The organism is Sphingobium sp. AP50 (assembly GCF_900109095.1).
GTDB lineage: Bacteria > Pseudomonadota > Alphaproteobacteria > Sphingomonadales > Sphingomonadaceae > Sphingobium.
Window position 1 is genome coordinate 50,332 of sequence record NZ_FNYZ01000004.1, and the last position, 23,894, is coordinate 74,225.

At 64.0% G+C, this 23,894-nt stretch carries 23 protein-coding genes; 11 read left to right on the forward strand and 12 right to left on the reverse strand.

Annotation, left to right across the window (positions count from 1 at the left end):
• The 3 genes from BMY84_RS09795 to BMY84_RS09805 are packed head-to-tail and all read left to right on the forward strand — an operon-like array spanning position 1 to position 3,154.
• Positions 1–1,854 (forward strand): acetyl/propionyl/methylcrotonyl-CoA carboxylase subunit alpha, encoded by a 1,854-nt coding sequence (locus BMY84_RS09795; protein WP_093083483.1) that lies wholly within the window; start codon positions 1–3, stop codon positions 1,852–1,854.
• The gene (locus tag BMY84_RS09800; RefSeq protein WP_093083484.1) at positions 1,854–2,306 is read left to right on the forward strand and encodes a MaoC family dehydratase; all 453 of its coding nucleotides are present in this window, start codon (positions 1,854–1,856) and stop codon (positions 2,304–2,306) included. The genes BMY84_RS09795 and BMY84_RS09800 overlap by 1 nt, the downstream gene beginning before the upstream one ends.
• Entirely contained in the window at positions 2,303–3,154 is an 852-nt protein-coding gene (locus tag BMY84_RS09805; protein ID WP_093083486.1) for an HpcH/HpaI aldolase/citrate lyase family protein, read from the forward strand. The genes BMY84_RS09800 and BMY84_RS09805 overlap by 4 nt, the downstream gene beginning before the upstream one ends.
• 4 nt (positions 3,155–3,158) lie before the next feature.
• Here BMY84_RS09805 and BMY84_RS09810 read toward each other — a convergent pair whose 3' ends face one another.
• Complete coding sequence (locus BMY84_RS09810; protein ID WP_093083488.1) at positions 3,159–4,388, reverse strand: NAD(P)/FAD-dependent oxidoreductase; 1,230 nt, start codon at positions 4,386–4,388, stop codon at positions 3,159–3,161.
• 268 nt (positions 4,389–4,656) lie between these two features.
• Here BMY84_RS09810 and BMY84_RS09815 point away from each other — a divergent pair, with 268 nt between their 5' ends.
• The 5 genes from BMY84_RS09815 (at position 4,657) to BMY84_RS09835 (ending at position 10,117) form a co-directional block, all read left to right on the forward strand.
• The gene (locus BMY84_RS09815; RefSeq protein ID WP_093083489.1) at positions 4,657–5,313 is read left to right on the forward strand and encodes a GntR family transcriptional regulator; all 657 of its coding nucleotides are present in this window, start codon (positions 4,657–4,659) and stop codon (positions 5,311–5,313) included.
• A gap of 18 nt (positions 5,314–5,331) precedes the next feature.
• A complete protein-coding gene (locus tag BMY84_RS09820; RefSeq protein ID WP_093083491.1) occupies positions 5,332–6,747 on the forward strand; it encodes an amino acid permease in 1,416 nt (471 codons plus the stop codon).
• A 53-nt stretch (positions 6,748–6,800) separates the two neighbouring features.
• Positions 6,801–8,309: a glycoside hydrolase family 27 protein gene (locus BMY84_RS09825; protein ID WP_093083492.1), complete on the forward strand. Its 1,509-nt coding sequence runs from the start codon at positions 6,801–6,803 to the stop codon at positions 8,307–8,309.
• A 165-nt stretch (positions 8,310–8,474) separates the two neighbouring features.
• Positions 8,475–9,791, forward strand: a complete 1,317-nt coding sequence (locus tag BMY84_RS09830; protein ID WP_093083494.1) for a chloride channel protein — start codon at positions 8,475–8,477, stop codon at positions 9,789–9,791.
• On the forward strand, positions 9,788–10,117 hold the full coding sequence (locus tag BMY84_RS09835) for a YnfA family protein (RefSeq protein ID WP_177203971.1): 330 nt from the start codon (positions 9,788–9,790) through the stop codon (positions 10,115–10,117). The genes BMY84_RS09830 and BMY84_RS09835 overlap by 4 nt, the downstream gene beginning before the upstream one ends.
• A gap of 64 nt (positions 10,118–10,181) precedes the next feature.
• On the opposite strand, the gene BMY84_RS09840 is transcribed toward BMY84_RS09835, so the two are convergent.
• From BMY84_RS09840 to BMY84_RS09860, 5 genes are all read right to left on the reverse strand, one after another.
• Entirely contained in the window at positions 10,182–10,730 is a 549-nt protein-coding gene (locus BMY84_RS09840; protein ID WP_093018683.1) for a hypothetical protein, read from the reverse strand.
• Positions 10,731–10,901: 171 nt separating this feature from the next.
• The gene (locus tag BMY84_RS09845; protein WP_371262409.1) at positions 10,902–11,288 is read right to left on the reverse strand and encodes an STAS/SEC14 domain-containing protein; all 387 of its coding nucleotides are present in this window, start codon (positions 11,286–11,288) and stop codon (positions 10,902–10,904) included.
• 23 nt (positions 11,289–11,311) lie between these two features.
• Positions 11,312–11,668 (reverse strand): winged helix-turn-helix domain-containing protein, encoded by a 357-nt coding sequence (locus BMY84_RS09850; protein ID WP_256215195.1) that lies wholly within the window; start codon positions 11,666–11,668, stop codon positions 11,312–11,314.
• Between the two features lie 63 nt (positions 11,669–11,731).
• A complete protein-coding gene (locus BMY84_RS09855) occupies positions 11,732–11,986 on the reverse strand; it encodes a hypothetical protein (RefSeq protein ID WP_093083499.1) in 255 nt (84 codons plus the stop codon).
• A 74-nt stretch (positions 11,987–12,060) separates the two neighbouring features.
• Positions 12,061–12,273: a hypothetical protein gene (locus BMY84_RS09860; protein WP_093083500.1), complete on the reverse strand. Its 213-nt coding sequence runs from the start codon at positions 12,271–12,273 to the stop codon at positions 12,061–12,063.
• Positions 12,274–12,422: 149 nt separating this feature from the next.
• Between BMY84_RS09860 and BMY84_RS09865 the strand changes: the two genes are divergently transcribed.
• Together BMY84_RS09865 and BMY84_RS09870 are read left to right on the forward strand one after the other, a co-directional pair.
• Positions 12,423–13,535, forward strand: a complete 1,113-nt coding sequence (locus BMY84_RS09865) for a sensor histidine kinase (RefSeq protein ID WP_093083502.1) — start codon at positions 12,423–12,425, stop codon at positions 13,533–13,535.
• Positions 13,536–13,541: 6 nt separating this feature from the next.
• The gene (locus tag BMY84_RS09870) at positions 13,542–14,303 is read left to right on the forward strand and encodes a LytR/AlgR family response regulator transcription factor (protein WP_093083503.1); all 762 of its coding nucleotides are present in this window, start codon (positions 13,542–13,544) and stop codon (positions 14,301–14,303) included.
• 240 nt (positions 14,304–14,543) lie between these two features.
• Here BMY84_RS09870 and BMY84_RS09875 read toward each other — a convergent pair whose 3' ends face one another.
• Both BMY84_RS09875 and BMY84_RS09880 read right to left on the reverse strand, forming a co-directional pair.
• On the reverse strand, positions 14,544–15,488 hold the full coding sequence (locus tag BMY84_RS09875) for an isocitrate lyase/PEP mutase family protein (RefSeq protein WP_093083505.1): 945 nt from the start codon (positions 15,486–15,488) through the stop codon (positions 14,544–14,546).
• Positions 15,489–15,583: 95 nt separating this feature from the next.
• Positions 15,584–18,433 carry a TonB-dependent receptor gene (locus BMY84_RS09880; protein WP_177203972.1) on the reverse strand — a complete coding sequence of 950 codons (2,850 nt, stop codon included), beginning with the start codon at positions 18,431–18,433 and terminating at the stop codon, positions 15,584–15,586.
• A gap of 268 nt (positions 18,434–18,701) precedes the next feature.
• On the opposite strand from BMY84_RS09880, the gene BMY84_RS09885 reads away from it, so the two are divergent.
• Positions 18,702–19,802, forward strand: a complete 1,101-nt coding sequence (locus tag BMY84_RS09885; RefSeq protein ID WP_093083507.1) for an NAD(P)-dependent alcohol dehydrogenase — start codon at positions 18,702–18,704, stop codon at positions 19,800–19,802.
• A gap of 69 nt (positions 19,803–19,871) precedes the next feature.
• Here the strand turns inward: BMY84_RS09885 and lldD are convergent, their stop codons facing one another.
• From lldD to BMY84_RS09905, 4 genes are read right to left on the reverse strand one after another with little or no spacing between them, the layout of a single operon-like run.
• A complete protein-coding gene (gene lldD / locus BMY84_RS09890; protein WP_093083509.1) occupies positions 19,872–21,002 on the reverse strand; it encodes an FMN-dependent L-lactate dehydrogenase LldD in 1,131 nt (376 codons plus the stop codon).
• A complete protein-coding gene (locus BMY84_RS09895) occupies positions 20,999–21,787 on the reverse strand; it encodes a kinase (protein WP_093083726.1) in 789 nt (262 codons plus the stop codon). Before BMY84_RS09895 ends, lldD begins: the two co-directional genes overlap by 4 nt.
• Positions 21,771–22,730, reverse strand: a complete 960-nt coding sequence (locus BMY84_RS09900) for a 2-hydroxyacid dehydrogenase (RefSeq protein ID WP_093083511.1) — start codon at positions 22,728–22,730, stop codon at positions 21,771–21,773. Before BMY84_RS09900 ends, BMY84_RS09895 begins: the two co-directional genes overlap by 17 nt.
• Positions 22,727–23,893 carry a fumarylacetoacetate hydrolase family protein gene (locus BMY84_RS09905; RefSeq protein ID WP_093083513.1) on the reverse strand — a complete coding sequence of 389 codons (1,167 nt, stop codon included), beginning with the start codon at positions 23,891–23,893 and terminating at the stop codon, positions 22,727–22,729. Before BMY84_RS09905 ends, BMY84_RS09900 begins: the two co-directional genes overlap by 4 nt.
• Position 23,894: the final 1 nt, after the last annotated feature.

Below are 23,894 nucleotides of genomic sequence, written 5' to 3' on the forward strand. Positions count from 1 at the left end.
ATGATGGAAAGCCTGCTGATCGCCAACCGGGGCGAGATCGCCCGCCGCATCATCCGGACAGCCCGGCGCATGGGCATCCGCACCATCGCGGTCCATTCCGATGTCGATGCGACCATGCCCTTCGTGCGCGAAGCGGACGAAGCGATCGCCATTGGCGGCGCATCAGCCGCCGACAGCTATCTGCGCCAGGACCGGCTGATCGAGGCGGCACGGAGCAGCGGTGCCGCTGCCATCCATCCGGGCTACGGATTTCTGTCGGAAAATGCCGATTTTGCCGAAGCCGTCATGGCGGCGGGCCTGATCTGGGTCGGCGCCCCGCCCGCCAGCATCCGCGCCATGGGCCTGAAGGATGCCGCAAAGCAGCGCATGATCGCCGCCGGCGTCCCCGTCACACCCGGATATCTGGGCGCCAACCAGTCGCCCGACCATTTGCGATCGGAAGCGGATGCCATCGGCTATCCCGTCCTGATCAAGGCCGTGGCCGGCGGCGGTGGCAAGGGTATGCGCCGGGTCGACGCCGCCGCCGACTTTGCGGACATGCTGGAAAGCTGCAAACGGGAAGCGGCGACCTCCTTCGGCGACGATCGTGTCCTCATCGAAAAATATATTCTCTCGCCCCGCCATATTGAGGTTCAGGTCTTTGGCGACAGCCACGGATCGGTCGTCCATCTGTTCGAACGCGACTGTTCGCTGCAACGCCGCCATCAGAAGGTGATCGAGGAAGCGCCCGCTCCCGGCATGGATGCCCCGACGCGCGCGGCCCTCTGCGACGCAGCGGTCCGTGCCGCCCGGGCCGTCGACTATGTCGGCGCCGGCACGATCGAATTCATCGCCGACGGATCGGAAGGGCTGCGCGCCGATCGCATCTGGTTCATGGAAATGAACACCCGGCTTCAGGTCGAACATCCGGTGACGGAGGCGATCACGGGCCAGGATCTGGTCGAATGGCAGTTGCGCGTTGCCAGCGGTCAGCCCCTGCCCAGACGACAGGAGGAACTGTCGATCCACGGCTGGGCGATGGAGGCGCGGCTCTATGCCGAAAATCCCGCAACCGGCTTCCTACCCTCGACCGGCCCGCTCGAACGATTGCGCTTTCCCGCCGATGCCCGGGTCGACAGCGGGGTCGAGGAAGGCGGCGAAGTCACCCCCTATTATGACCCGATGATCGCGAAGCTGATCGTGCATGGCGCAACGCGTAGTGAGGCTGCCGCCCGGCTGGCGCGGGCCGCCTGCGATGTGCAGGTCTGGCCGGTACGCACCAACGCTGCGTTTCTGTCCCTCGCCGCCGCCCATCGTGACTTTGTGGCGGGCCATGTCGACACCGGCTTCATCGATCGGCACGCGGGGCAGTTGATCCCTTCACCCAATCCGTCACCCGCAATCCTCGCCGCCGCCGCCGCCGCCATCCTGCCCGTTTCGACCGGCGATCCATGGGACAGCCTGCCCGGCTTCCGCGCCAACGCCATCCCTGTCCGGCAGGTCGAAGTGGAGGTGGCAGGCAAGCCCTACATCGTGACGCCGGACCAGACCGTCCCTGCCACAAGCGCCAACGGCGTCCTGTTCCTTGATGGAGAAGCCTGGCCCTTCGGTCCACGGCGCGCGGATCATGTCGATGGTGCCGATGCGGGCGACGGCGCCATCCTCTCCCCGATGCCGGGCCGCATCATCGCCGTGCTGGTGGAACAGGGGCAACAGGTCGCCAAAGGCCAGAAGCTGCTGGTGATGGAAGCCATGAAAATGGAACAGTCCCTGCTCGCGCCCTTCGACGGCATCGTCGCGGACCTCAAGGCATCGACCGGCGCGCAGGTGTCCGAAGGCGCGCTGCTGGCGCGCATCGATCAGGGAGAAGGCTGATGGCCGGACGTCATTATGATGAATGGCAGATCGGCGATGCGATCGTCCACGACATCCGCCGCACCGTGACCGAGACGGACAATCTGCTCTTTTCGGTCATGACGCATAATCCCCAGCCGCTGCATATCGATGCCGAAGCGGCCAAAGCGTCCGAATTCGGCCAGATCCTCGTCAATGGCACCTTCACCTTCTCCCTGATGATCGGGCTGACCATAGCGGATACGACGCTCGGCACGCTGATCGCCAATCTGGGCTATGACAGACTGGTGATGCCAAAACCGGTCTTTCTGGGCGATACGCTGCGCGCCGAAACGCAGGTGCATGACCTGCGCGACAGCCGATCACGGCCGGGATCAGGCATCGTCACTTTCGCCCACCAACTCCGCAACCAGCGGGACGAGATCGTCTGCCATTGCCTGCGCATGGCCCTGCTCACGGGATCGGGCGCTTGAGGCTGCGCTCCCTGCTCTTCGTACCGGGCGACAGGCCCGACCGGTTCGATCGAGCAGCCGCCAGCGGCGCCGACGCGCTGATCCTCGATCTGGAGGATTCAGTCGCGGCATCGGCGAAGGCGGCCGCGCGGGCAGCGGTGGTAGAGCGGTTGCTCGCGCCGCGCGGTGAGGTGCGGCTGTTCGTGCGGATCAATCCGCTTGATACCCCGTTGGAGGAGCAGGACCTAGCCGCGCTGGCGGGGTTGTCGCCGGACGCCATTCTCCTGCCCAAGGCGGAAGGCGCCGTCAGCGTGCACAGGCTGGCCCAATGCCTCGCCGCATCGCAAATCGACGCGCCCATCCTGCCGATCGCGACCGAAACGCCAGCGGCGATATTCCAGCTGGGCAGCTATGCCCTAGCCCATGCCCACCTTATCGGCCTCACTTGGGGCGCGGAAGATCTTCCCGCAGCGATAGGCGCCGCGTCCAGCCGGGAGGAGGATGGGCGCTACACACCGCCCTATGAGATGGTCCGGTCGCTAACCCTGTTCGGGGCGCATGCCGCCGGCGTTCCCGCGATCGAGACTGTCTATCCGGCGCTGCGCGACCGGGACGGCCTCAACGCCTATGCGCGCCGTGCGGCCCGCGATGGTTTCACCGGCATGATGGCGATCCATCCTGATCAGATAGCGATCATCAACGCCGCCTTCACGCCCGATGCGGATCAGATCGCTCAGGCCCGACGCATCGTCACGGCCTTCGCAGCAGCACCGGGCGCAGGCGCGCTTCAGGTCGATGGCCGCATGGTCGACGCACCACATCTCAAGCAAGCCCGTCATCTTCTCGACCGGGCCGGCTATCCGGCCTGACCCGTCATCCGTTCCCCGCATAGCGGGTCAGATCAAACGGCGCGACCGACACGGCCGGTTCCGCTCCCGTCACCAGCCCCGTCATCAGCCGCGCGGTGATCGGCGCCAATGTCAGCCCCAGATGCTGATGCCCGAAAGCGTAGAAGAGATTGTCCGCCTTTTGCGAGCGCCCGATCGCGGGCAGATAGTCGGGCAGCGTCGGCCGACAACCCATCCAGCGCGTGAATGGCCCACGCATCGGCAAGCCCAGTTCGGCGACATGCCCTTCCAGCCTCTCCCATTTGCGCGGATCGGCCTGCGCGTCGATCCGGCCCAGTTCCACGAAACTCGCGGCCTGCACGCTGTTCCGGTACCGCGTAACGATCATCGATCGCTCTTCATAGACGATCGGCGGCATTTCAGCGGGCCAGTCCGCGGCATCGGCGCGAATATGATAGCCCCGCTCGGCAATCATCGGCACCTTGTGCTCCACAGCCTCCATCAGCGCGCGGGAATGAACACCGGCACAGACCAGAATGCGATCCGCCTCCACACCCGGCACCTCGATCCGTCGCCCCGATCGACGCATGGTCGCCCGCCGCCCGACAATTTCACCGCCCTGCGCCAGGAAGGCGGTGCGCAAAGCCTGACGCAACAGCACCAGATCGGCAATCTGCCCACTCCCCGAAAAGCGGATCGCTCCCGCGATCGGCTGCGCACCCAGTTGCGACAATCCCGCCAACTCTGCCTGCGACACATCATGCACGCGGGCGATGCCGGTATCGGCGGCTTCCCAGCCCTTACGCCCTGCCGCCGCGGCATCCGCTCCATGCCAGACCACATAATGGCCTTCCTGCCGCACCATATCCGGCGCGCCGATCCGGGTCGCCAGGTCGGTCCAGGCCGGCATCGCCTGTTCGAGCAGTCCGCGCAGCACATCGCTGCCATGGCGGAACTGCGCAGGCCGCGCCGCTGCCATCAACCGCAGGCCGAAGGGCAGCCAGGCCCCGATCGCCGACAAAGGGAAGTCCAGCGCCCCGCCCCACGCGAACAGCCGACCCGGCACGCTGCGCAACAGCGAAAGAGACGCCAGCGGCGCAACCTGCTCCACCGCGATATGGCCGGCATTGCCCCAGGATGCAGCCTGCCCATCGGCATCGTCGTCGACCAGTACAACCGCCTGCCCGGCATCCAGCAATGCGATGCCCGTGGAAAGCCCCACAACACCACCGCCGATTATCGCTATGCGCCCCACAAAAACTCCATTGCATCGGCCTGTTAATATCGTATACGTTATATCAACAGAGCAGATAACGCATCAGGTTCCGTCCGACAATGATTGATTTTCACCCCTCCAGGCAATGGCAACCGGTTCGCCGGTCCCTTGGCATTGGGGCGATGACAATATTGGACAGACTTACAACAAACACGCTTTTGCAGTGCAATAGGCGATTATCTACCATATACGGTCGAGTTGCGACGCATTTGTCCCGCGTCGCAGCGCTCTATATGGAGAGATATAGGTGACCATTGTCGTCCGCACCCTTGCCGAACGTATATTCGAGGTGATCCGGGAACGGATCGTCGAAGGGAAACTGCCTGATCGCGAGCCTGTTCGTCAGGATGCGCTGGCCGCCGAACTGGGCGTCAGCAAAATTCCGTTGCGTGAAGCATTGGCGCGACTGGAGCATGAAGGGTTGCTGACCAGCCAGGCCAATCGTGGCTGGTTCGTGCGGCCCATGTCGGCCGATCAGGCGGAGGAAATCTATCTGCTGCGCCTTGCCACCGAACCGGTTGCCGCCGCCTTCTCCTGCGGCCGCGCAACGGACGAGGACAAGCAGGCAGCGATCAAGGCCTTCGAACGGCTGGATGCCGCGGCGCATGACAATCTGAACGACGTCGCCGTACGCAATCGCGAATTTCATGTCGCGCTGGTGCGGCCGGGCGGTCGCCTGCTGACCACCCAGTTGGTCGAACGCCTCGAAGTGCTAGCCGAACGCTATGTGCTGGCCCATCTCGCCCCGGCGGGACGCGGCGACCGCGCGCATGAGGAGCATCAGGCGCTGCTCGACGCCTGGCTCGCGGCCGATGCGGACACGGTGCAGTCGCTGCTGACACAGCATATCGCCAGTACACTCGACGATCTTCGCGCGCATTTCGCCGCCAGCCACACGCAATGATTCGATAAAGGGGACTTCATGCTCGGACCACGTAAATCCATCGAGTCACTCGCAAGGCGCGAGTCCGGGCATAGTCTGGCCAAGACGTTAAGCTGGCCGCACCTGATCGCGCTGGGCGTCGGCGCGATCGTGGGCACGGGCATCTATACGCTGACAGGTGTGGGTGCCGAACGCGCCGGTCCCGCCGTGATCCTGGCCTTCGCCATTGCCGGCGCGGTCTGTGCCTGCGCGGCGCTCGCTTATGCCGAAATGGCGACCCTGATCCCGGCGGCGGGCAGCGCCTACACCTTCAGCTATGCGGCCATGGGCGAAACCATCGCCTGGATCGTGGGCTGGAGCCTTATCCTGGAATATTCGCTCGCCTGTTCGACTGTCGCGGTCGGCTGGTCAGGCTATCTGGTGGGCTGGCTGCAATCGGCGGGCATCCATCTACCTGCGATGCTGCTGGTCGGACCACATGGCGGCGGCCTTATCAACCTGCCTGCGGTGGCTGTTGCGCTGGCCGTGATGGGCATGCTGATCGCGGGCACCCGCGAAAGCGCCACGCTCAACATCATCCTTGTCATCATCAAACTGGTCGCCCTGTCGATCTTCGTCGCGATCGCCCTGCCCGCCTTCCATTCGACCAATCTCGAACCCTTCATGCCCTATGGCTTCGCCAGTACGGAGATTGAGGGACAGAAGCGCGGCGTGATGGCGGCGGCGGCCATCGTCTTCTTCGCCTTTTACGGCTTCGACGCCGTGGCCACCTCGGCGGAAGAAGCCAAGAATCCGGGCCGCGACCTTACCATCGGCATCATCGGATCGATGCTGGTCTGCACGTTGATCTACATGGCGGTCGCCATCGCTGCGATCGGCGCCCTGCCCTTCCAACAGCTTGCCAATTCGCCCGAACCGCTTGCCCTCGTCCTGCGCCAGCTCGGCCAGCCGGTCGCTGCGCATCTGATCGCGCTCGCCGCCGTCATCGCTTTGCCTTCGGTCATCCTGGTCATGATGTACGGCCAGAGCCGCGTCTTCTTCGTCATGGCACGCGATGGCCTGCTGCCGCGCAGCCTGGCCAAGATCAGCCCGCGCACCGGCGCGCCGACCCGCATCACGCTGATTACCGGCGTGTCGATTGCGCTGGTCGCCGGCATCTTCCGGCTCGATGAAATCGCCGAACTGGCCAATGCCGGCACGTTGATCGCCTTCATGGCGGTGGGCGCCTGCCTGATGATCCTGCGCCGCCGTTCGCCCGAACTGCCACGCCTGTTCCGCTGTCCGCAACCCTATGTCGTGGGCACGCTGACCATATTGGGTTGCGCCTATCTGCTCTTCAGCCTGCCGGACGCGACGCTGATCCGCTTCGGCGCCTGGAACGTCATCGGCCTGCTCTTCTACTTCCTGTACAGCCGCAGTCGCAGCGACGCCCGACGGGATGCCGCCACCGCCTGACGGCTGCGCATCCTTCCCTCTTTTAGTCCCCATTGATCCGAAAGGAGATCGCGATGTCGCGCGCCCTGTTCGCCACCCTCGCCGCTACCCTCAGCCTCGCCTCGCCCGCTGCGGCAAAGACGCCGTTCGACGGCGTGTGGCTATTCGATGATGCCCCGCCTACCCCCGGCGTCACCATGATGGAGGTGAAGAGCAAGGGCGCGAAGATCGAAGGTAGCGTCACGACGCTCTGGTACGGCCCGGTCGAGATGCTCAATCCCCGCATCGCCAACGGCAAATTGCTGTTCGAGGCGCGCAACATCAACGATCGCGATCACGCCACCCGCAGTTGGAGCGTCAGCCTGACCGACGGCAAGCCCCATCTGGAAGGCCAGATCTGGGAAACGAAGGTCGCGATCGACGGCTATCGCGGCACCGCGAAGGGCGCCAAGGCCCGCGCTTTCAAGTTCGCCGCACTGCCGCCGCTGGGCCAGCCCATCCCCAGTCCACTCGCCGCCACCCCGCCCATGGGCTGGAGCAGCTGGAACAAGTTCGCCGAACATATTGATGACAAGACCGTGCGCGCCATGGCCGATGCGATGGTGTCGACCGGCCTGCGCGACGCGGGCTATAGCTATATCAACATCGATGACGGCTGGCAGGGCCAGCGAGACGCCCATGGCGTGCTGCAACCCAATGCGAAGTTCCCGGATATGAAAGCCCTGACCGCCTATGTGCATAGTAAGGGGCTGAAGATCGGCATCTACTCCTCGCAGGGGCCACGCACCTGCGCCGGCTATGAGGGCAGCTATGGCCATGTCGCGCAGGATGCGAAGAGCTTCGCCGACTGGGGCTTCGACTATCTGAAATATGACCTCTGTTCAGGCGAATGGTTCTATGCCGATGCCGACACGGTCAAGCGCAGCTATCATGAAATGGGCGCAGCGCTTCAGGCCACCGGGCGCGAGATGATCTTCTCGCTCTGCGAATATGGCCGCTTTGATGTCGGCAGTTGGGGCCGGGACGTGGGCGGTCAGCTGTGGCGCACCACCGGCGACATTACCGACGATTATCCGACCATGGCGAAGATCGGCTTCGACAAGAATGGCAATCCCGATCATGCCGGGCCGCATGGCTGGAACGATCCCGACATGCTGGAAATCGGCAATGGCGGCATGAGCGCAGACGAATATCGCACCCATATGACCCTGTGGGCCATGGCCGCCGCGCCGCTGATGATGGGCCATGACCTGCGCGAAACCAGTCCGGAAACGCTGGCTATGCTGACTAACCGCCGCGTCATCGCCATCGATCAGGACGCGCGCGGGGTTCAGGGCAAGGCGGTGCGCAAGCAGGGGACAGTGGAAGTCTGGGCCAAGCCGCTGGCCGACGGCCGCGTCGCGCTGGCCCTGTTCAATCGCGGAACGGAAGCTGCATCCATGGCTCCCACAGCCGCCGACGCCGGTTTTGCGACTGTGTCGGGAATCGAAGATATCTGGTCGGGTCAGAAGGCCTCCGCCCTTCCCGCCAACTACACCGTTCCGGCGCATGGTGCGGTCATGATCGCCATAACCGGGCAATAATCGAGCGAAGAGGCGATTTTCCGTCGCAAGCGCTTTGCAATCACGCGCCCATCGGCCTAGGAGGCGGGGCGTTGGTCGCAACCCAAGCACGGAATATCGCCTCATCATGCCCGCCCGGCTCCCCACCCGTCTCCTGATCCACAGTCCGATCGGGGTCTGCGCCAAATGAGCCGCTGGACCGCCCGCCGCGTTCGCGCGCTGATCCGGCATAGTGGCCCCACGTCACTGCTGTTCCGGCGGCGACTGGCGCTGATGGGCGGTGCGGTGCTGGTCGGCCTCGCCGCGATCGCCTTTGCCTGGGCCGCGGATGAAGCAAGCGAAGCTTTTCAGCGTCTCGCCCGCGCCAATCGATGGCTGCCCCTGCTGCTGACCCCCATCGGTTTCGCCGCGCTTGCCTGGATCACCCGCAGCGCTGCGCCCTTCGCCGGCGGCTCCGGCATTCCGCAGGTCATCGCCGCCACCCAATTGCCGGAAAAAGTCGGCCGCTGCCTCATCGACCTGCGCACCGCCCTGTTGAAGGTCGCGCTGACCATCGCCGGTCTGCTGGTCGGCGCATCGGTCGGCCGCGAAGGCCCCACGGTTCAGATCAGCGCCGCCATCCTCGCCCGCGTCCATGCCCTGCTCAACGTGCCGCTGCGCGCATCGGTGATGGTCGCGGGTGGCGCGGCCGGTGTTGCCGCCGCCTTCAACACGCCGCTGGCGGGCATCTGCTTCGCCATCGAGGAACTGGCGTCGGCCTATGAGCAGCGCATGACCCTGCTGGTCATCACCGCCGTCATCATTTCCGGCATGGTCAGTCTGGGGCTGGCCGGCGACTATGTCTATTTCGGCGCCGTCGCCGCGCATCTGCCGCTCCAGTCCGCCATTCCCATCGCCTTGATGGCGGGATTGATGGGCGGCGCATCCGGCGGCTTGTTCGCGCGGCTGGCACTGGGCGCGGCGCGATCCCGCAATGGCTTTACCGACTGGATGCGCGCCAACCCGATCCTCTTCGCCAGCGGTTGCGGACTGGTCGTGGCCGCAATCGGCGTCGCCACCGGCCTCACCTGGGGCACCAGCTACGAACCCGCGCGCCAACTGATAACCGGCGGCCATCACCCGCTCTGGTTCGCACCCGCCAAGTTCATGAGCACGCTCGCCACCAGCATATCGGGCATTCCCGGCGGCATCTTCGCCCCCTCCCTCGCCACCGGTGCGGGCTTCGGCAATCTGCTGCGCTGGATCTTCCCGGACGATCAGGCCAGCGCCGTCGTGCTGCTGGGCATGGTCGCCTATTTCACCGGGGTCGTGCGCGCGCCGCTGACGGCGGTCATCATCATTTCCGAAACCACCGGCAGCCGTGGCTTCATGCTACCGCTGCTGGGGGCGGCGCTGGTGGCCGACTGGGCGGCGCAGCGCGTCTGCAAGGACCGGCTTTATCATGGCCTGTCACGCAATTTCCTCGACCGGGCCAAGGCCGCTCATGTCGCCGAGGGGAAATGATCCCCGCCCCGCTCATCTACCTCGCCGCCGCACTGGCCGAAATTGCCGGCTGCTTCGCCTTCTGGGCCTGGCTGCGCATGGATCGTTCACCGCTCTGGCTGCTGCCGGGTTGCGCCTCGCTGGCCCTCTTCGCCTGGCTGCTGACTTTGGTCGACAGCGATCAGGCCGGGCGTGCCTATGCGGCCTATGGCGGCATCTATATCCTGTCGGCCCTGCTCTGGCTGTGGGGCGCGGAGGGCGTCAGGCCCGACCGCTGGGACATGATCGGCGTCTTCTTCTGCCTGATCGGCGCGGCCATCATCCTTTACGCGCCCCATCGCGCCTGAAAATGCGAAAAGGCCGCGCCGGAACCCCCACTCCGCGCGGCCTTTTCAAAAGTCTGGCGTCGGTTCAGTTCGCCTTGGACATATCCACCTTCTCGACCCATTCGGGGTAGAAGGTCGGCTCGCGGTTGGACCAGCCGACCGCCGTCGCCGCCGCTTCGCTGATCGACTGGAGCAACAGCCGCCTTTTGTCGGGGTGAAGATGCGGCAGGCTCGCTGCGGCACAGAAAGCACCCGGCAACCAGGGCCGCGCCCCCGCGCCCAGCAGACGCTCGTACAGGAAGCGATAGGCGGAAAAGCTGCCAAGCCGATCCTGCCCCAGATCGAAGGCGGAGACGGTGACCAGCGGCGCCATGAACGGCTCCACCTGTTCCAGACCGCTATCGTCGGGCACGCGCATCTTGATCTCGTCCAGCCGGCCATAGATGCGCGCCTGCGCGCGGATCGAGGCTTCCTCCACCATGTCGCGCGACCATAGCTTCATCGCGTCGCGGCGATGCAGCCCGATATCGAGCGAACGTCTGATGTAACGCTGCGTGGCAGACGGGAAGCTGGCGAATTCACGCAGTTCCGCCAGGGTGACAGCCCCGTCCGCCGGTCTTGCACTCGTGCCCATATTCAAGCCCTCCGACTTTAAGTCGCAGGATGGAACATGCGCCCTCCATGGTTACTGAAGGCTTAAGCGCCTGTTCCACCGCTGTTCACAAGGGAACAGATTTCGTTGTGCGGTGCAACATGTAAATTCGATGACTGCGACAGGCCGTTGAACGCCCCACCATCTGCGAGGTCAAGCCGCCGGTTCTTCGCCCGTCAACAGCCATGTCAGCGCCGGCGGCGCGGTTTCGAAGATGCGCAGATAGCTTTGCGTCATTTCCCGCTTCACCTGCAAGCGGGCGATGGCGCTGGGCGTGACGATGGCAATGCGCGACGCGCGCGGAAAATTGCCTTCGCCCAGATGTTCGCGAAATGCCGCAAGTGCCTCCTGCGGCTGCACAGCGCTGCGACTCATATCCATGCGCAGCAGATAGCCGGGCGAGAATCCTTCCGCCACGAAACGGCCCTTCACCTCGCGGGCGTAGGCCGCAACTTCCTCGCCAGTGAACAACCCATGCCAGGCAATGTCCAACAGGTTGATGTCATGGCGAAAAAGGATGTCGTACATGAACAGGGTCATGCCCGAACGATCTTACCGAAAGATTAGGATGGCTCCGGCTTCTGCGCCGCCAGCGGCTCCGCACGCACACGACATTGCAGCGCGACCCAACCCGGCGTACCACTTTCGTCCACCCGCGCCTGCAAATCGCGATAGTCTTGCAGAACGGCCCGACCACGTTCGGTCAACCTCGCCCCTTCACTCGATGTCGCGACCAGTGGCATGTCCCAGCATCGGTTCATCACGTCGACCAGCAGCCAGCAGCGCCGATAGCTCATCCCCAGCTTGCGCCCCGCACCGGAAATCGATCCTTCGCTGACGATGGCGTCAAGAAGGTCGGCCTTGCCCGGCCCCATCGCGATCTCTTCGCCGCAATAAATCTGGATCTTGATTTTCAGCATCGGTCCGCAACCCATGCCACAGGCAAAGTTGCGGGCCAATGCCCGCCGTTCAAAAGCTGCCGATCAGATGCCGGCCCGCCGCTCCAATACCGCGCCGATCATCGCCCGCCATACCGCCACGTCGCCTGCCCGCGCCATGTGCGCGTCGGGCTCCCGCAACGTGCTCAATATCGCATAGGCGTCATCGACATGATCGGGCCAGGCTGCATCCACGGCGCCGGCGGCATGCGCGTCATGGCCCTCCCCATTCAGGCTCAGATGGCGACCAGCCAGAACGCGGGCGATCCGTTCGATGGCGGGGGTGGCGGATGTGGGCATAGGGGTCTTGCTCCTCTCGATCGGCGGCGGTTTCGCTCTGCCACCGCCAGCATAACATAGGTGGAAAGCGGCGGCTATCGGTCCTGCGGCCTGAAACCGGACGAAGGCACCGGATCGCCATGATCGCCCGGTCGGGTCGCGGCAGGCGGATCGGATGCATCCATCGAATCCTTCAGCCCTTCCTCCAGCCGATCCTCCTGATCCAGCACATGGTCCTGCGCGTCGCTTTCCCGTTCGTCGCCCGCTTCCTCGCGGCTGTTGGGGCGAATGTCGGTCTTGTCCGTCATGGCTCTTCTCCCGGACGGGCTGATGGCTCGTCCCAGCAATCAACGGATGGCCCCATCACGCGGTTCCGCTTCGACCAACGCCTCCACCAGTTCGACCAGTAACCACGCGGCCTACAGACTTCTGGCCGTCAGACGCGTAGACAGGCAGAATGATTGATCCTGCCGAAGATGGCGAACGCGGCGTAGCGCCGTCGATCGCGCTCTATTCCATATTGGGTTTCTGGTTTTTCTACACCATCATCGTCAGCCTGCGCGCCGTGGTGGTCGGCTTTGAGTCGCAGGGCGAAATGGCCGCGCGTCGTATGGTGGTGGCGACCATCGGCATCATCGTCACCTGGATTTTCTATCTGGTGCTACGCCGGTTCGACCGCAAGCCGCTGGTCGTGCGGGTCGCCGCCGCCTTCTCGCTCGCCGCCCCCTTCGCTTTGGCCATGGCCGCGGCCAACTATTATATCTTCAACGTCTATGATCCGGGCAATTTCATCTCCGATGGCGAGAAGATGAAGATGGCCAAGGAGGATGGCTATGTCCTCATCTCCATCGTGGAGGATGCGCTCAGCCGCTATTTCTTCCTCTCCGCCTGGGCCGGTCTTTATCTGGCCCTGTCCTACGCCAGCGAAGCGCACCGCACCGAGCGCCGCGCCGCACGGCTGGAACGCGCCGCCCAGCAGGCCGAACTGCGATCGCTCCGCTATCAGGTGAACCCGCATTTCCTGTTCAACACGCTGAATTCCCTCTCCACCCTCGTCATGCGCAACAGGCCGGATGAGGCGGAGAAGATGATCATGTCGCTCTCCAACTTCTACCGCACCAGCCTGACCGGCGATCCGCTGGACGATGTCCCGCTGGCGGAGGAAGTACATCTCCAGAAACTCTATCTGGATATCGAGGCGGTGCGTTTTCCCGATCGGCTTGTGACCCGCATCGATATTCCGCCCAATCTCCTCACTGCCTGTGTTCCCGGCCTCATCCTTCAGCCGCTGGTCGAAAATGCGATCAAATATGGTGTTTCGCGTACATCCAGCCCGGTCACCATCACCATCACCGCGCGGGAAGATGGCGACCAGATGCATATCGCGGTCAGCGACGATGGCGACAACCCGCCGGGGCAAGGAGACGCCGGCAGCGGCATCGGCCTTGCCAATGTGCGAGACCGCCTCACCGCCCGCTTTGGCGATGCGGGCCAGATCGTCTATGGTCCGCGTGAGGGGGACGGTTTCTCCGTGCTTCTGACCCTTCCTGTCATTCGCCGGGGCTGCTGAAAACCCATGTCTTCGCCTGCAACGTCCATCCGTACCATGATCGTCGATGACGAGCCTCTGGCCGTCGAGCGCCTCCAGATGCTGTGCGCCCGCGAGCCGCGCATCGCGCTGGTCGGCACCGCCACAGATGGCGAAGCGGCGCTGCGCCTGATCGACGGGCTGAAGCCCGATCTCGTCATGCTCGACATCGCCATGCCGCTGCTGGATGGCATTGGCGTTGCCCGCGCCGTCGGCCGCATGGGCATCCGCCCCGCCGTGATCTTCGTCACCGCCTTTGAAGGCTTCGCAGTTGAAGCGTTCGACCTCGCCGCCGTCGACTATATGCTGAAACCCGTCGCCCATGATCGCCTCACCCGCGCGATCGACCGGGTGGAATTGGCGTTGCGCAGCCATGGCTCTGCCGGGGATGCCGCCATATCGGCCGAAGCGCCACCCGAATGGGCCGAGGAATTCTGGGTACCGCACCGTTCCGAACTGATCCGCATCGCCGCCGACCAGATCGACCGGATCGAAGCGGAACGCGACTATATGCGCCTGCATGTCGGCGCGCACAGCTATCTGCTGCATCAGACGATCAGTTCGCTGGAGGAACGACTGGACCCGCAGCAGTTCGTCCGCCTCCATCGCAGCCATATCGTCCGCCGCGACCATATCGCCCGCCTGCGCCACGATGGCAGCGGCGTATGGTTCGCGGCACTGACCAATGGCGACGAAATACGGATCGGCCGCACCTTCCTGGCCAATGCGCGAGCGATGACGGGGCGGTAAGCGGGTTCGTCAGGCCGTGGGCTGACCTGTCCTATTCCTACGCTGACTACTATTCGCAAACGACTCTTTGACAGAGCACCCGACTTGCTCAGAGCACGACATAAAATTCCCAACATTCATTCCAAAATGTCGCATCCAGCGGGACATATGCGAAGTTAAGCGCCACCTCTCCTACAGCGCCCACAAAAAAGCCCGGTCGCGTGCAGTCGACCGGGCTTCCAGGGAGAGAGGGTTTAAGCCTTACAGGCGATCATCGATCGAGGAGCGGACGAAGCCGTCCGGGAAGCTTTCGACCTGATTGCCCACGATCGTATATTCCTTGGCACGGCCCGAGAAACGACCCTCCAGCTCCATATAGCTTTGCGGATCGAACAGCGGCGTCGCGCTCATGCCCATGATGCCGGTCGCGTCGACCTTCTCGCAGGTATAGTCGCAGCCCTGCTGGGCGAAGTTCCTGATGCCATGTTCCAGCATCCCGTCCATCGCGGCCTTCAGCGTATAGTGCATCGTCATCATGTTGAAACCGAGCGGATAGATGTCATCCACCGTCACCGCGGGCTTGCCATTGATGTTGCGCACGTCGGGGAACATCTTCCACCCCGGCACCCGGGACGAGACATATTGGGCATGGGCCAGCGTGCCGATCTTGACCACGGTGGTCATCTTCGCGCCCAGTTCATGCGCCAGTCGCATCCGCTCGCAGCCTTCGTCCATTTGCGTTTCCGGGTCGGCATTGGTCCGCGCGATCAGGAAGCAGTTGGTGCCCTCCAGCGCCGCGAGCGCCGCACGCACCTTTTCCAGATAGCGTTCGCGCGGCAGCAGGCCGGTGGATTCCTCCATATCGTCCGCATCCTCCAGTTGGAGCGCGGTCGCCCCCGCCATCGCCATGCGCCGGGCGCTGCGATAGACGGCCAGCGACCCGCCAAAGCCATCCTCGATATCGGCGGCCAGCGGAATGGGCGATGTCTGGCTGATGCGGCTGGTGATCCATTCCACGTCGGTCAGGTTGCTGAAGCCATAGTCGATCACGCCGTTCATCGCGATCGACACTTCGCCGCCCGACAGCATCATCGCTTCGAAGCCGACCATCTCCACCGCCCGTGCCGACGCACAGTCGTAGACGCAGGGGGCGACGATGCACTTGTCGCTGGTTTCGAGCAGTTGTTGCAGAGACTTTTTTGCCATGTGCTTGCCAATTTCCCTTGTTGGATGGGGTTGTGTCTGTCTGGACCGGCCCTCATCCGGGTGGAAAGAGGACCGGTGCCGCTAAATTCGAACAACTACATGCGGATGCGGGCGCCGACCTTGAAGTAGCGGCCGATCGGATCGAAATAGACCTGGTTCGTACCGCCCTGCGCGCTGGCGGCCAGCGGCGGGTCCTTGTCCAGCAGGTTGTTGATGACGCCGAACAGTTCGAACTGCTCGTTCACCTTCACCGTCGCGCCAAGATCGAGGTAGAAGCGGCCGGCGACGCGGTTGTTGTTCACGCTGTTGGGCAGGCCAGGCGCATAGCCGTCATCCTGCGGCCCCACCAAAGTCGTGTCGAAAATCCCCTTGGGGATATATTTGCCGTGCAGGTTCAGCGCCACGCTGCCCAGATCCCACAGCACCGTGCCGTCCACGATCCAGTCGGGCACGCCCGTCGTGGTGCCGGGGCGATAACCGGTCTGGCCGGTACGATCGATGCCGCCGATCTCCAGTTTCAGATAATGGGTGGCGAGCAGGCGGAAGTCGAGGCTGCCGAACTTGCCGACATCGGTCCGATAGCTGGCCTCAAAATCGATGCCGCGGTTGCGCACCTGACTGACATTCTGGAGCACGTCGCTGACGCTGGTAAGCGCGCCGGACGAATCCCGCTGGACATAGTCGCACAGCGACGTCTGCCCCGCTGCGCAGCGGTCTACCACCACCTGCGCGCCCAGCGTCGCGATCGCGCCGCGAAGGTCGATGTCATAATAATCGACCGAGACGCGGAAGTTGCGCAGGAAACCCTTGGGCGCCAGCACCACGCCGGCCGTCCAGGTATCGGCCTTTTCCGGGGCCAATTGCTGGTTCGCGCCGGAAAAGCTGTTGACCTGAATCTGCGCGCCATTGTTCAGCGGATCGACGATCGTCGTGCGGCCCAGCGTCACCGGCCCAAACAACTCCGTCAGGTTGGGCGCCCGAATGTCGCGCGACCGGGTCACGCGGAAGCGCACCTCTTCGATCGGGGCATAAACGCCGCCGACCTTCCATGTCGTCGCATTGACGCTGGTCGTATCAAGGCCAGGGCTGGAGCGACGATAATGGGTCCGGCGCGCCGCCCCGTTCAGTTCCAGCGTCTGGGCGAAGGGCACATCCTTCAGGATTGGGGCCAGCGCCTCGACATAGGCTTCGGCAACCCGGATGCTGCCATTCACCGCCTTGCCATTGAACGACCAGAAAGCGTTGGCGGTGGATAGAGCGTCGGCGGTACCGACCGCCTTGTCGCTGCGATATTCGCCGCCCGCCGCGATCGAGAAATCGCCGCCTGGCAGCGCGAAAAGCGAACCGTTGATATTGGCGGCAATCACATGTTCGGTGGTGTTGGTGGTCTGGTAGCCCGACGGCGCGATATAGGCTGCGGCCTCCGGCGTGATATTGCCGGAACCGAAAAGGTTGATCGGCACGCAACTGGCATCGTCATTGGCGGTGCTGGCATCGGCATTGATGCCGCACACCACCTGCCCGTTCACATTGACGGCATTGGCCGCGTTGGTGACACGCGAGCCGACGACATTGCCGGTATAATCCTGCCGGAATTCGTTGCGGCCATATTGATAATAAGCGTCCCAGTGCCAGTTGTCGCTGATCTTGCCCTCCAGCGAGAGGACTGCGCGATAGGTCTGGTTGTCGCTATGATTGACCGACCCGCCCAGATCCATCAGCGCGCGGCCGAGGGTGAAGGATGTGATGGCGTTGGCGTCCATGATCGCCGCGACGCCATCTGGCAGATAGGCGTTGTTGCGTTGGATCGTCTGCGTCGTGCGCGCGACCGACCCGATCACCATGCCCTTCGACCGGGCATAGGACAGGTCGACGCTGGCCTTCAGCGCATCGGAAAATTCATAGGATGCCTGGCTATAGGTGACGAAGCGCTTGACCGGCGGTATCAGCAATATGCCATCGAGGAAGCCGTTGCGCACCGATTCCTCACCACCTTGGGTGAACAGCGGCGACGGATTGGTGCCATAGATAGTGCCGAAGTCGTAATTATGCGTGGTGCCGTCCGAGTTGAACGCCAAACCGCGCAATGGTCCTGAATTGGCAACGATCAGCCCCCCCGAGGAAATGGTGCCGGTCCCGGCCGGTCCGCCGCGAATGCTGGCAGGCAAGCCGCCCGCGCCCGCCGGCGTGTTGCCTATCAACTGTTCACGCGGGCACCAGCTGCGGGTGTAGCAATCGCCCATCCCGTCCGACTTGTCATATTCACCCGCGATCATGAAATGACCCTTGTCATCGGCGAATTTCGTGCCCCAGGCGAGTTGAGCGTTCTGCTGCCCATAATCGCCCCGGCTGGAAATGCCGGCCTGCACCGACCCTTTCAGGCCAGTCAGGTCGCGGTCGAGGATGAAGTTGACGACACCCGCCACCGCGTCCGAGCCATAGGCGGCCGACGCACCGCCGGTCACGACTTCGGTGCGCGACACCAGCGAACTGGGGATCAAATTGACGTCGATGGTGCCCTGCGTGGTCGACGGCACGAAGCGTTTGCCGTCCAGCAGCACCAGCGTCCGGGTCGCTCCAAGGCCGCGCAGGTCGAGTACGCGCGCGCCGATATTGCCGCCCACCGCCTGCTGGGTCGCCGGCGTTACCAGCGGACGGAAGGACGGCAGTTCGTTGAGCGCATCGCCGACATTGGTGATGGCGCGCTGCGCCAGCCGCTCTTCGCCGACCACAGTAACGGGCGTGGGCGCATTGAAGCCCGACCGGGCGATGCGCGATCCGGTGACGACGATATCGGCGACATTCGGCTGTTCCGTATCGGCCTGCTCCGGCTGCGGTGCGGCCTCTTGCGCCATAGCGATATTGGCTGCCGCCAAAGCCCATAGCGCCACGCCGCCATAGCAAAGAGTTTGTTTCCAGCGACCCGCATTACGATGCTGCGTCATTTCATCCTCCCAACGTCCCGGACCTTGGCGTCCGATTTTCGTGATATCGGTCACATTATCGATTCGCGGGCAGCATGGCAATCCCCAACACGCAACAAAACTTGCCACGGCGTCCCGGACCATAATTTCCAAATCCAAGTGATAGGCCGGTATTTGCGGATATATCTGCAATGGCATGTGGGAGACGCCCTATCCGAACTGGCAAAATCATTGCTCTTGCAGTCTTCGCCTGATATCGGTCACATGCAATTCAATATAGGAGAGGCACATGGAAATTAGCGCCGCGATCGTCGAGGCATCGGATCGACCCATGGTGATCCGCCCCCTTGTTATCGAAGCGCCCCGCGCTGGCGAAATTCGGGTCCAACTGGTTGCGACGGGTGTCTGCCATACCGATGCGACCATGTGGCATCAGGGCGTGCCGGTGCCGCAACCGGTCGTGCTTGGCCATGAAGGCGCAGGAATCGTCGAAAGCGTCGGCGAAGGCGTATGCGACATTCGACCGGGCGACCATGTCGTGATGAGCTACAATAGTTGCGGGAGTTGCCCGACATGTCGTTCCGACCAGAGCAGCTATTGCCACGAATTTTTCCCGCGCAATTTCTTCGGCACCCGCCCGGATGGCAGCACCGCCTTGGCTACCCCCGATGGCGATCCCGTATTTGCCAATATTTTTGGCCAATCTTCCTTCGCGAGCCATGCCATCTGCCATGAGCGCAACGCCGTGGTCGTGCCGCCGGACTTCGACTTGCGCATCGCTGGTCCACTTGGTTGCGGCATATTGACGGGTGCAGGCGCCGTCATGAACGCTCTGAACGTCCAGGCGGGGCAGACGGTAGCGGTTATGGGCGCCGGGTCCGTCGGCCTGTCGGCGATTATGGCGGCAAAGCTGGTCGGCGCGCGCGAGATCATCGCGGTCGACCTGAATGATGACCGTCTTGCACTGGCCGCCAAACTGGGCGCGACCCTGACGATCAACGGCCGGTCCGAAGATCCGGTCGCCCAGACCCTGGCGCAGGTGCCGGACGGCGTGGACTATGCGATCGACTGCACCGGTCTGCCTGTCGCCATCCAGCAGGGCGTAGCCATGCTGGCCGTGCGGGGAACCTGCTGTATCGTCGGCGCCGCCTCCCCTGGGACGATGTTTCAGGCTGATGTGTCGCATGTGATGAGCGGAGGGCGTGCCATACGCGGCATCGTGGAGGGCGACGCCGATCCCAAGATATTTATTCCGCAACTGGTTTCGCACTATCAAGCGGGCCAGTTTCCCTTCGACAAGCTGATCCGCTTCTACCCTTTCGCCGCGATCAATGATGCCTTCCGGGATTCGGAAGAAGGTACGGCGATCAAGCCTGTACTTGTGTTTTAGGGCGTCGGTTCTACCGCATTTCTCTGTGGATACAGAATGGGGCAGGCTTCTGCCTGACTCATTCTGTCGTCATGACAGGATATTGCGATCTATCTCGGCGACATTTTTGACGCCGCTCAGCGCCATCGAGACTTTCATCCCTTGCGCGATCAGGTCCAGCAACCGCCCAACGCCCGCCTCGCCTCCGGCCGCCAGCGCGTAAATATAGGCCCGGCCCAGCAGCACGCCGCGCGCACCCAGCGCCAGCATCCGCACCACGTCCAGCCCGGTCCGCACCCCGCCGTCAACCAGCACGGTCAGCTCATCTCCCACGGCATCGGCAATCGCCGGCAAGGCTCGGGCCGTGGACAGCGCGCCATCCAGTTGCCGCCCGCCATGGTTGGAAACCACCACCCCATCCGCGCCGAAACGCACCGCATCGCGCGCATCATCGGGATCGAGTATGCCCTTGACGATCATCTCGCCCTTCCACGCATCCCTGATCCATTCGAGGTCGGACCAGGTGATCGACGGATCGAAATTCGCGCCGAGCCAGCCGATATAGTCTGCCAGATCGGTGGGCTTGCCGCGATAGGCCGACACATTGCCCAGATCATGCGGCCTGCCCAGCAAGCCTACATCCCACGACCAGCCGGGACGGCCAACCGCCTGCAACATCCGGCGCAACGGCGCGTTCGGTCCGCTCATTCCGGAATGGGCATCGCGATAACGCGCGCCCGGCAATGGCATATCGACGGTGAAGACCAGCTTGGTGACGCCCAGCGCCTGCGCCCGCTCCAGCGCATGACGCATGAAACCGCGATCCTTCAGGACATAGAGCTGGAACCAGATGGGCTGGCCGATATGCTCGACCACCTCGGTCAGGGAACAGACGCTGACGGTCGAGAGGATGTAGGGGATGCCGACCTGACGCGCCGCCCGTGCCACCTGCAACTCGCCCCGCCGCCGCATCATACCGCCCAGCCCGATCGGCGCGAGCATCAGGGGCATCGCCATAGATTCGCCGAACAGGGTCGTTTCCAGACTGAGCGACGATATGTCGCGCAACACCCTCTGCGTCAGTCGGATATCGGCCAGATCGGCACGGTTCGCCGTCATCGTCTCTTCGCCAAAGGCACCGCCATCGACATAGTCGAACAGGAAGCGCGGCAAGCGCCGCCGCGCCGCTTCGCGATAATCGAGCGGAGAAGAGATAATCATGCGGCGCTCCTCAAATGGCGGGCTTCGTCCAGCGGCAGGAGCAGGTCGGCGCGCGCGGGCATCTCTGTCAATATGTGAAGGGTCAGCCGCTCATAATGTTGCACGAAGCGGTCCAGCTGTCCGGCGTCCATCGCCCGGTCCGCGCCCCGCGCCAGCAGGGCCTCTTCCTGCTGCCCACGCCAGCCGCGCACGACGGAAAAGTCGGGCGCGGCGAGCAGCACCAGCCGGTCGATCCAGGCGAACAATTCCGCATAGGGACCACGCAACTGGCGGTTGACATGACGCCGCCATATCTCGTCCGGATCCTCATCCCGCTCCAGTGCATTGACCGGCTGCACAAGGTCGGCCTTTGCCTGTGGTCGCGCACCGACACACCAGCCTTCGAAGATCAGCAGGTCGACCGGCCCGGCGACAGCCTCGCCCTGCGGCAGGGGTTCATCCTGTCCCTTGTCGAAACGCGGCAACAGGAGTGGCGCCCCCGCCTTGGCGGCTTCCAGCAAAGCGATGCCCCGCGCGACATCATGGGTGCCGGGGACACCTCGGGTGCGAAACAGCGGATGGACGTCCGCCGCCAGTTGCCCGCGCGCCTGCCGTCCCAGATAGAGGTCGTCCAATGACAGGATGGCGGTGCGACGCCCCTCCTGTTCCATCAGCGCCTGCAAGCCCATCGCCAGCGTCGACTTGCCCGATCCCTGCGCACCGCACAGACCCAGGATCAGCGGGCCGTTAGCGCCAGCCAGCCAGCCCCGTGTCGCCGTCGCGATCCGTTCAAGCGACGGGGTCAAGCAGCGGCTCACCGGCAAAGAAGCGATCGAGATTGTCGGCGACCTTCATGCCCATCGCCGTGCGCGCCTCGATCGTCGCGCTGCCCAGATGCGGCAACAGCACGACATTGGGCAGGGCGACCAGCGCGGGATGCACCTGCGGTTCGCCTTCGTAAACGTCCAGTCCCGCCGCTGCTATCTGCCGGTCCGCCAATGCCTGCGCCAGCGCGCCCTCGTCGATCAGCGATCCGCGCCCGGTATTCACCAGCACCGCATGGCCCGGCATCCGCGCCAGCAGCGCCGCATCGATCATGTGCCGCGTCTCCGCGCCACCCGGTGCATGCAGCGACAATATATCTGCCTGTTCGGCCAAGGTCCCCAGATCCGCGAAATAGATATTTGTCGGCATATCCTCGGCGGGACGGCGGCTGTGATAGGCAATGCGCATCCCGAATGCCTGCGCCCGCTTCGCCACCGCACGGGCGATCCGGCCGAAGCCGACCAGTCCCAGCAGCTTGCCGTCCAGCGACTGGCCCAACAGATGCGTCGGCCGCCAGCCGCTCCAGTCACCGGCCCGCAATTCGCGCTCCCCCTCGCCCGCACGGCGCATCGCCATCAGCATCAGGGTCAGCGCGATATCTGCCGTCGCTTCGGTCAACACATCGGGCGTGTTGGTAACGGCCAGTCCCGCTTCTCGCGCGGCCGTCAGATCAATATGTTCATAGCCCGCGCCATAATTGGCGATGATCTGCGCCTGCCGACCCTCGGCCAGCAGCACGTTCCCCGTCACCTTGTCCGTCACCGTCGGGCAGAGCGCATCATGATCGCGCATCGCCTGCGCCAGCGCCGCCGCATCCATCGGCCGGTCGCTTTCGTTGAAGGTCACATCGTAGGATGCGGCCAGCCTTTGCTCGACAGCTTCAGGCCAACGCCGGGTCAGCAGGATGCGGGGCCGTGCGCTCACAACAGGCCCCGCGCGGCCAGATTGCGCATCAGGGCACCGACGCCGAAGGTCCATGGCTCGCCCCGATCGGTCGCCGTCACCCGGTTCACCAGCATGCCCAGTTCGTCACAAGCAATCCGCACCTCATCTCCTTCCGCATGGGTAAAGCCCCGCCCCGCTGCGCCGCGATCCTGCGTCGGCGCAAATAGCGTGCCGAGATAGAGGACCAGACCATCGGGATAGCAATGATGCGCATTCACCGCCTGCGCCGCAAGTTCTGCGGGCGGGCGGCTGATTTCCGCCATGGCCGATCGCCCCTCCATCACGAAACCATCGGCGCCATGCACCGACAGGCGCACGGTGATGCGTTCCACGGACGCCAGATCGAACCCGTCATCGAACAGCCGCACGAAGGGGCCGACAGCCGCCGCGCCGACATTATCCTTCGCCTTGCCCAGCAGCAGCGCCGATCGTCCCTCGACATCGCGCAGATTGACATCATTGCCCAGCGTCGCACCGATGATCCGCGCGTCGGAGGTGATCACCAGCACCACCTCCGGTTCCGGATTGTTCCAGACCGATGCAGGATGCACGCCGATGGCGCTGCACGCGCCAACGGTCGCCATGGGCTGCGCCTTGGTGAAGATTTCGGCGTCCGGGCCGATCCCGACTTCCAGATACTGGCTCCACGCCCCAGCATCGATCAGCGCCCGCTTGAGCTTTGCCGCCTCATCCGATCCGGGCCGCAGACTGCGCAGATCATCGCCCACCAGAGCGCGGACCTGCTGTCGAATCTGCGCCGCCGCTTCCGGACTGCCGCGCGCCTTCTCCTCGATCACCCGCTCCAGCATGGAGGTGACGAAGGTGACGCCCGCCGCCTTCACCGCGTGCAGGTCGATCGGCGACAGGAGCCAGGGCCGGGTGACATCGCGCCGGTCGGGCGGCGTGTTGGCGAGGATATCGGCAAGGGTACCGGCATCCTCGCCCTTCGCATCCCGCAACGCCTGCGCCGGGGAGGCAGCTTCGCACAGGTCGCGCGCGGTCGGGAAGGTTGCGGAAATATCGGTCAGCCGATCGCCATCGACCCGCACCAGTGCCGGCCCGGAGCAGTCGGGCCGCCAGATGCGACCGAACAGCAGTGCAGCGGGATCGGCCGGCAAAATGGCGGCAGGGGTCATGTCCATG

Coding starts and splice junctions, on each gene's coding strand:
- BMY84_RS09875 (WP_093083505.1), bottom strand. CDS start 15,488: ATGGCAAAAAAGTCTCTGCAACAACTGCTCGAAACCAGCGACAAGTGC.
- BMY84_RS09865 (WP_093083502.1), top strand. CDS start 12,423: ATGATTGATCCTGCCGAAGATGGCGAACGCGGCGTAGCGCCGTCGATC.
- BMY84_RS09870 (WP_093083503.1), top strand. CDS start 13,542: ATGTCTTCGCCTGCAACGTCCATCCGTACCATGATCGTCGATGACGAG.
- BMY84_RS09850 (WP_256215195.1), bottom strand. CDS start 11,668: ATGCTGAAAATCAAGATCCAGATTTATTGCGGCGAAGAGATCGCGATG.
- BMY84_RS09840 (WP_093018683.1), bottom strand. CDS start 10,730: ATGGGCACGAGTGCAAGACCGGCGGACGGGGCTGTCACCCTGGCGGAA.
- BMY84_RS09825 (WP_093083492.1), top strand. CDS start 6,801: ATGTCGCGCGCCCTGTTCGCCACCCTCGCCGCTACCCTCAGCCTCGCC.
- BMY84_RS09845 (WP_371262409.1), bottom strand. CDS start 11,288: ATGACCCTGTTCATGTACGACATCCTTTTTCGCCATGACATCAACCTG.
- BMY84_RS09860 (WP_093083500.1), bottom strand. CDS start 12,273: ATGACGGACAAGACCGACATTCGCCCCAACAGCCGCGAGGAAGCGGGC.
- BMY84_RS09905 (WP_093083513.1), bottom strand. CDS start 23,893: ATGGACATGACCCCTGCCGCCATTTTGCCGGCCGATCCCGCTGCACTG.
- BMY84_RS09885 (WP_093083507.1), top strand. CDS start 18,702: ATGGAAATTAGCGCCGCGATCGTCGAGGCATCGGATCGACCCATGGTG.
- BMY84_RS09830 (WP_093083494.1), top strand. CDS start 8,475: ATGAGCCGCTGGACCGCCCGCCGCGTTCGCGCGCTGATCCGGCATAGT.
- BMY84_RS09835 (WP_177203971.1), top strand. CDS start 9,788: ATGATCCCCGCCCCGCTCATCTACCTCGCCGCCGCACTGGCCGAAATT.
- lldD (WP_093083509.1), bottom strand. CDS start 21,002: ATGATTATCTCTTCTCCGCTCGATTATCGCGAAGCGGCGCGGCGGCGC.
- BMY84_RS09820 (WP_093083491.1), top strand. CDS start 5,332: ATGCTCGGACCACGTAAATCCATCGAGTCACTCGCAAGGCGCGAGTCC.
- BMY84_RS09855 (WP_093083499.1), bottom strand. CDS start 11,986: ATGCCCACATCCGCCACCCCCGCCATCGAACGGATCGCCCGCGTTCTG.
- BMY84_RS09800 (WP_093083484.1), top strand. CDS start 1,854: ATGGCCGGACGTCATTATGATGAATGGCAGATCGGCGATGCGATCGTC.
- BMY84_RS09795 (WP_093083483.1), top strand. CDS start 1: ATGATGGAAAGCCTGCTGATCGCCAACCGGGGCGAGATCGCCCGCCGC.
- BMY84_RS09880 (WP_177203972.1), bottom strand. CDS start 18,433: ATGACGCAGCATCGTAATGCGGGTCGCTGGAAACAAACTCTTTGCTAT.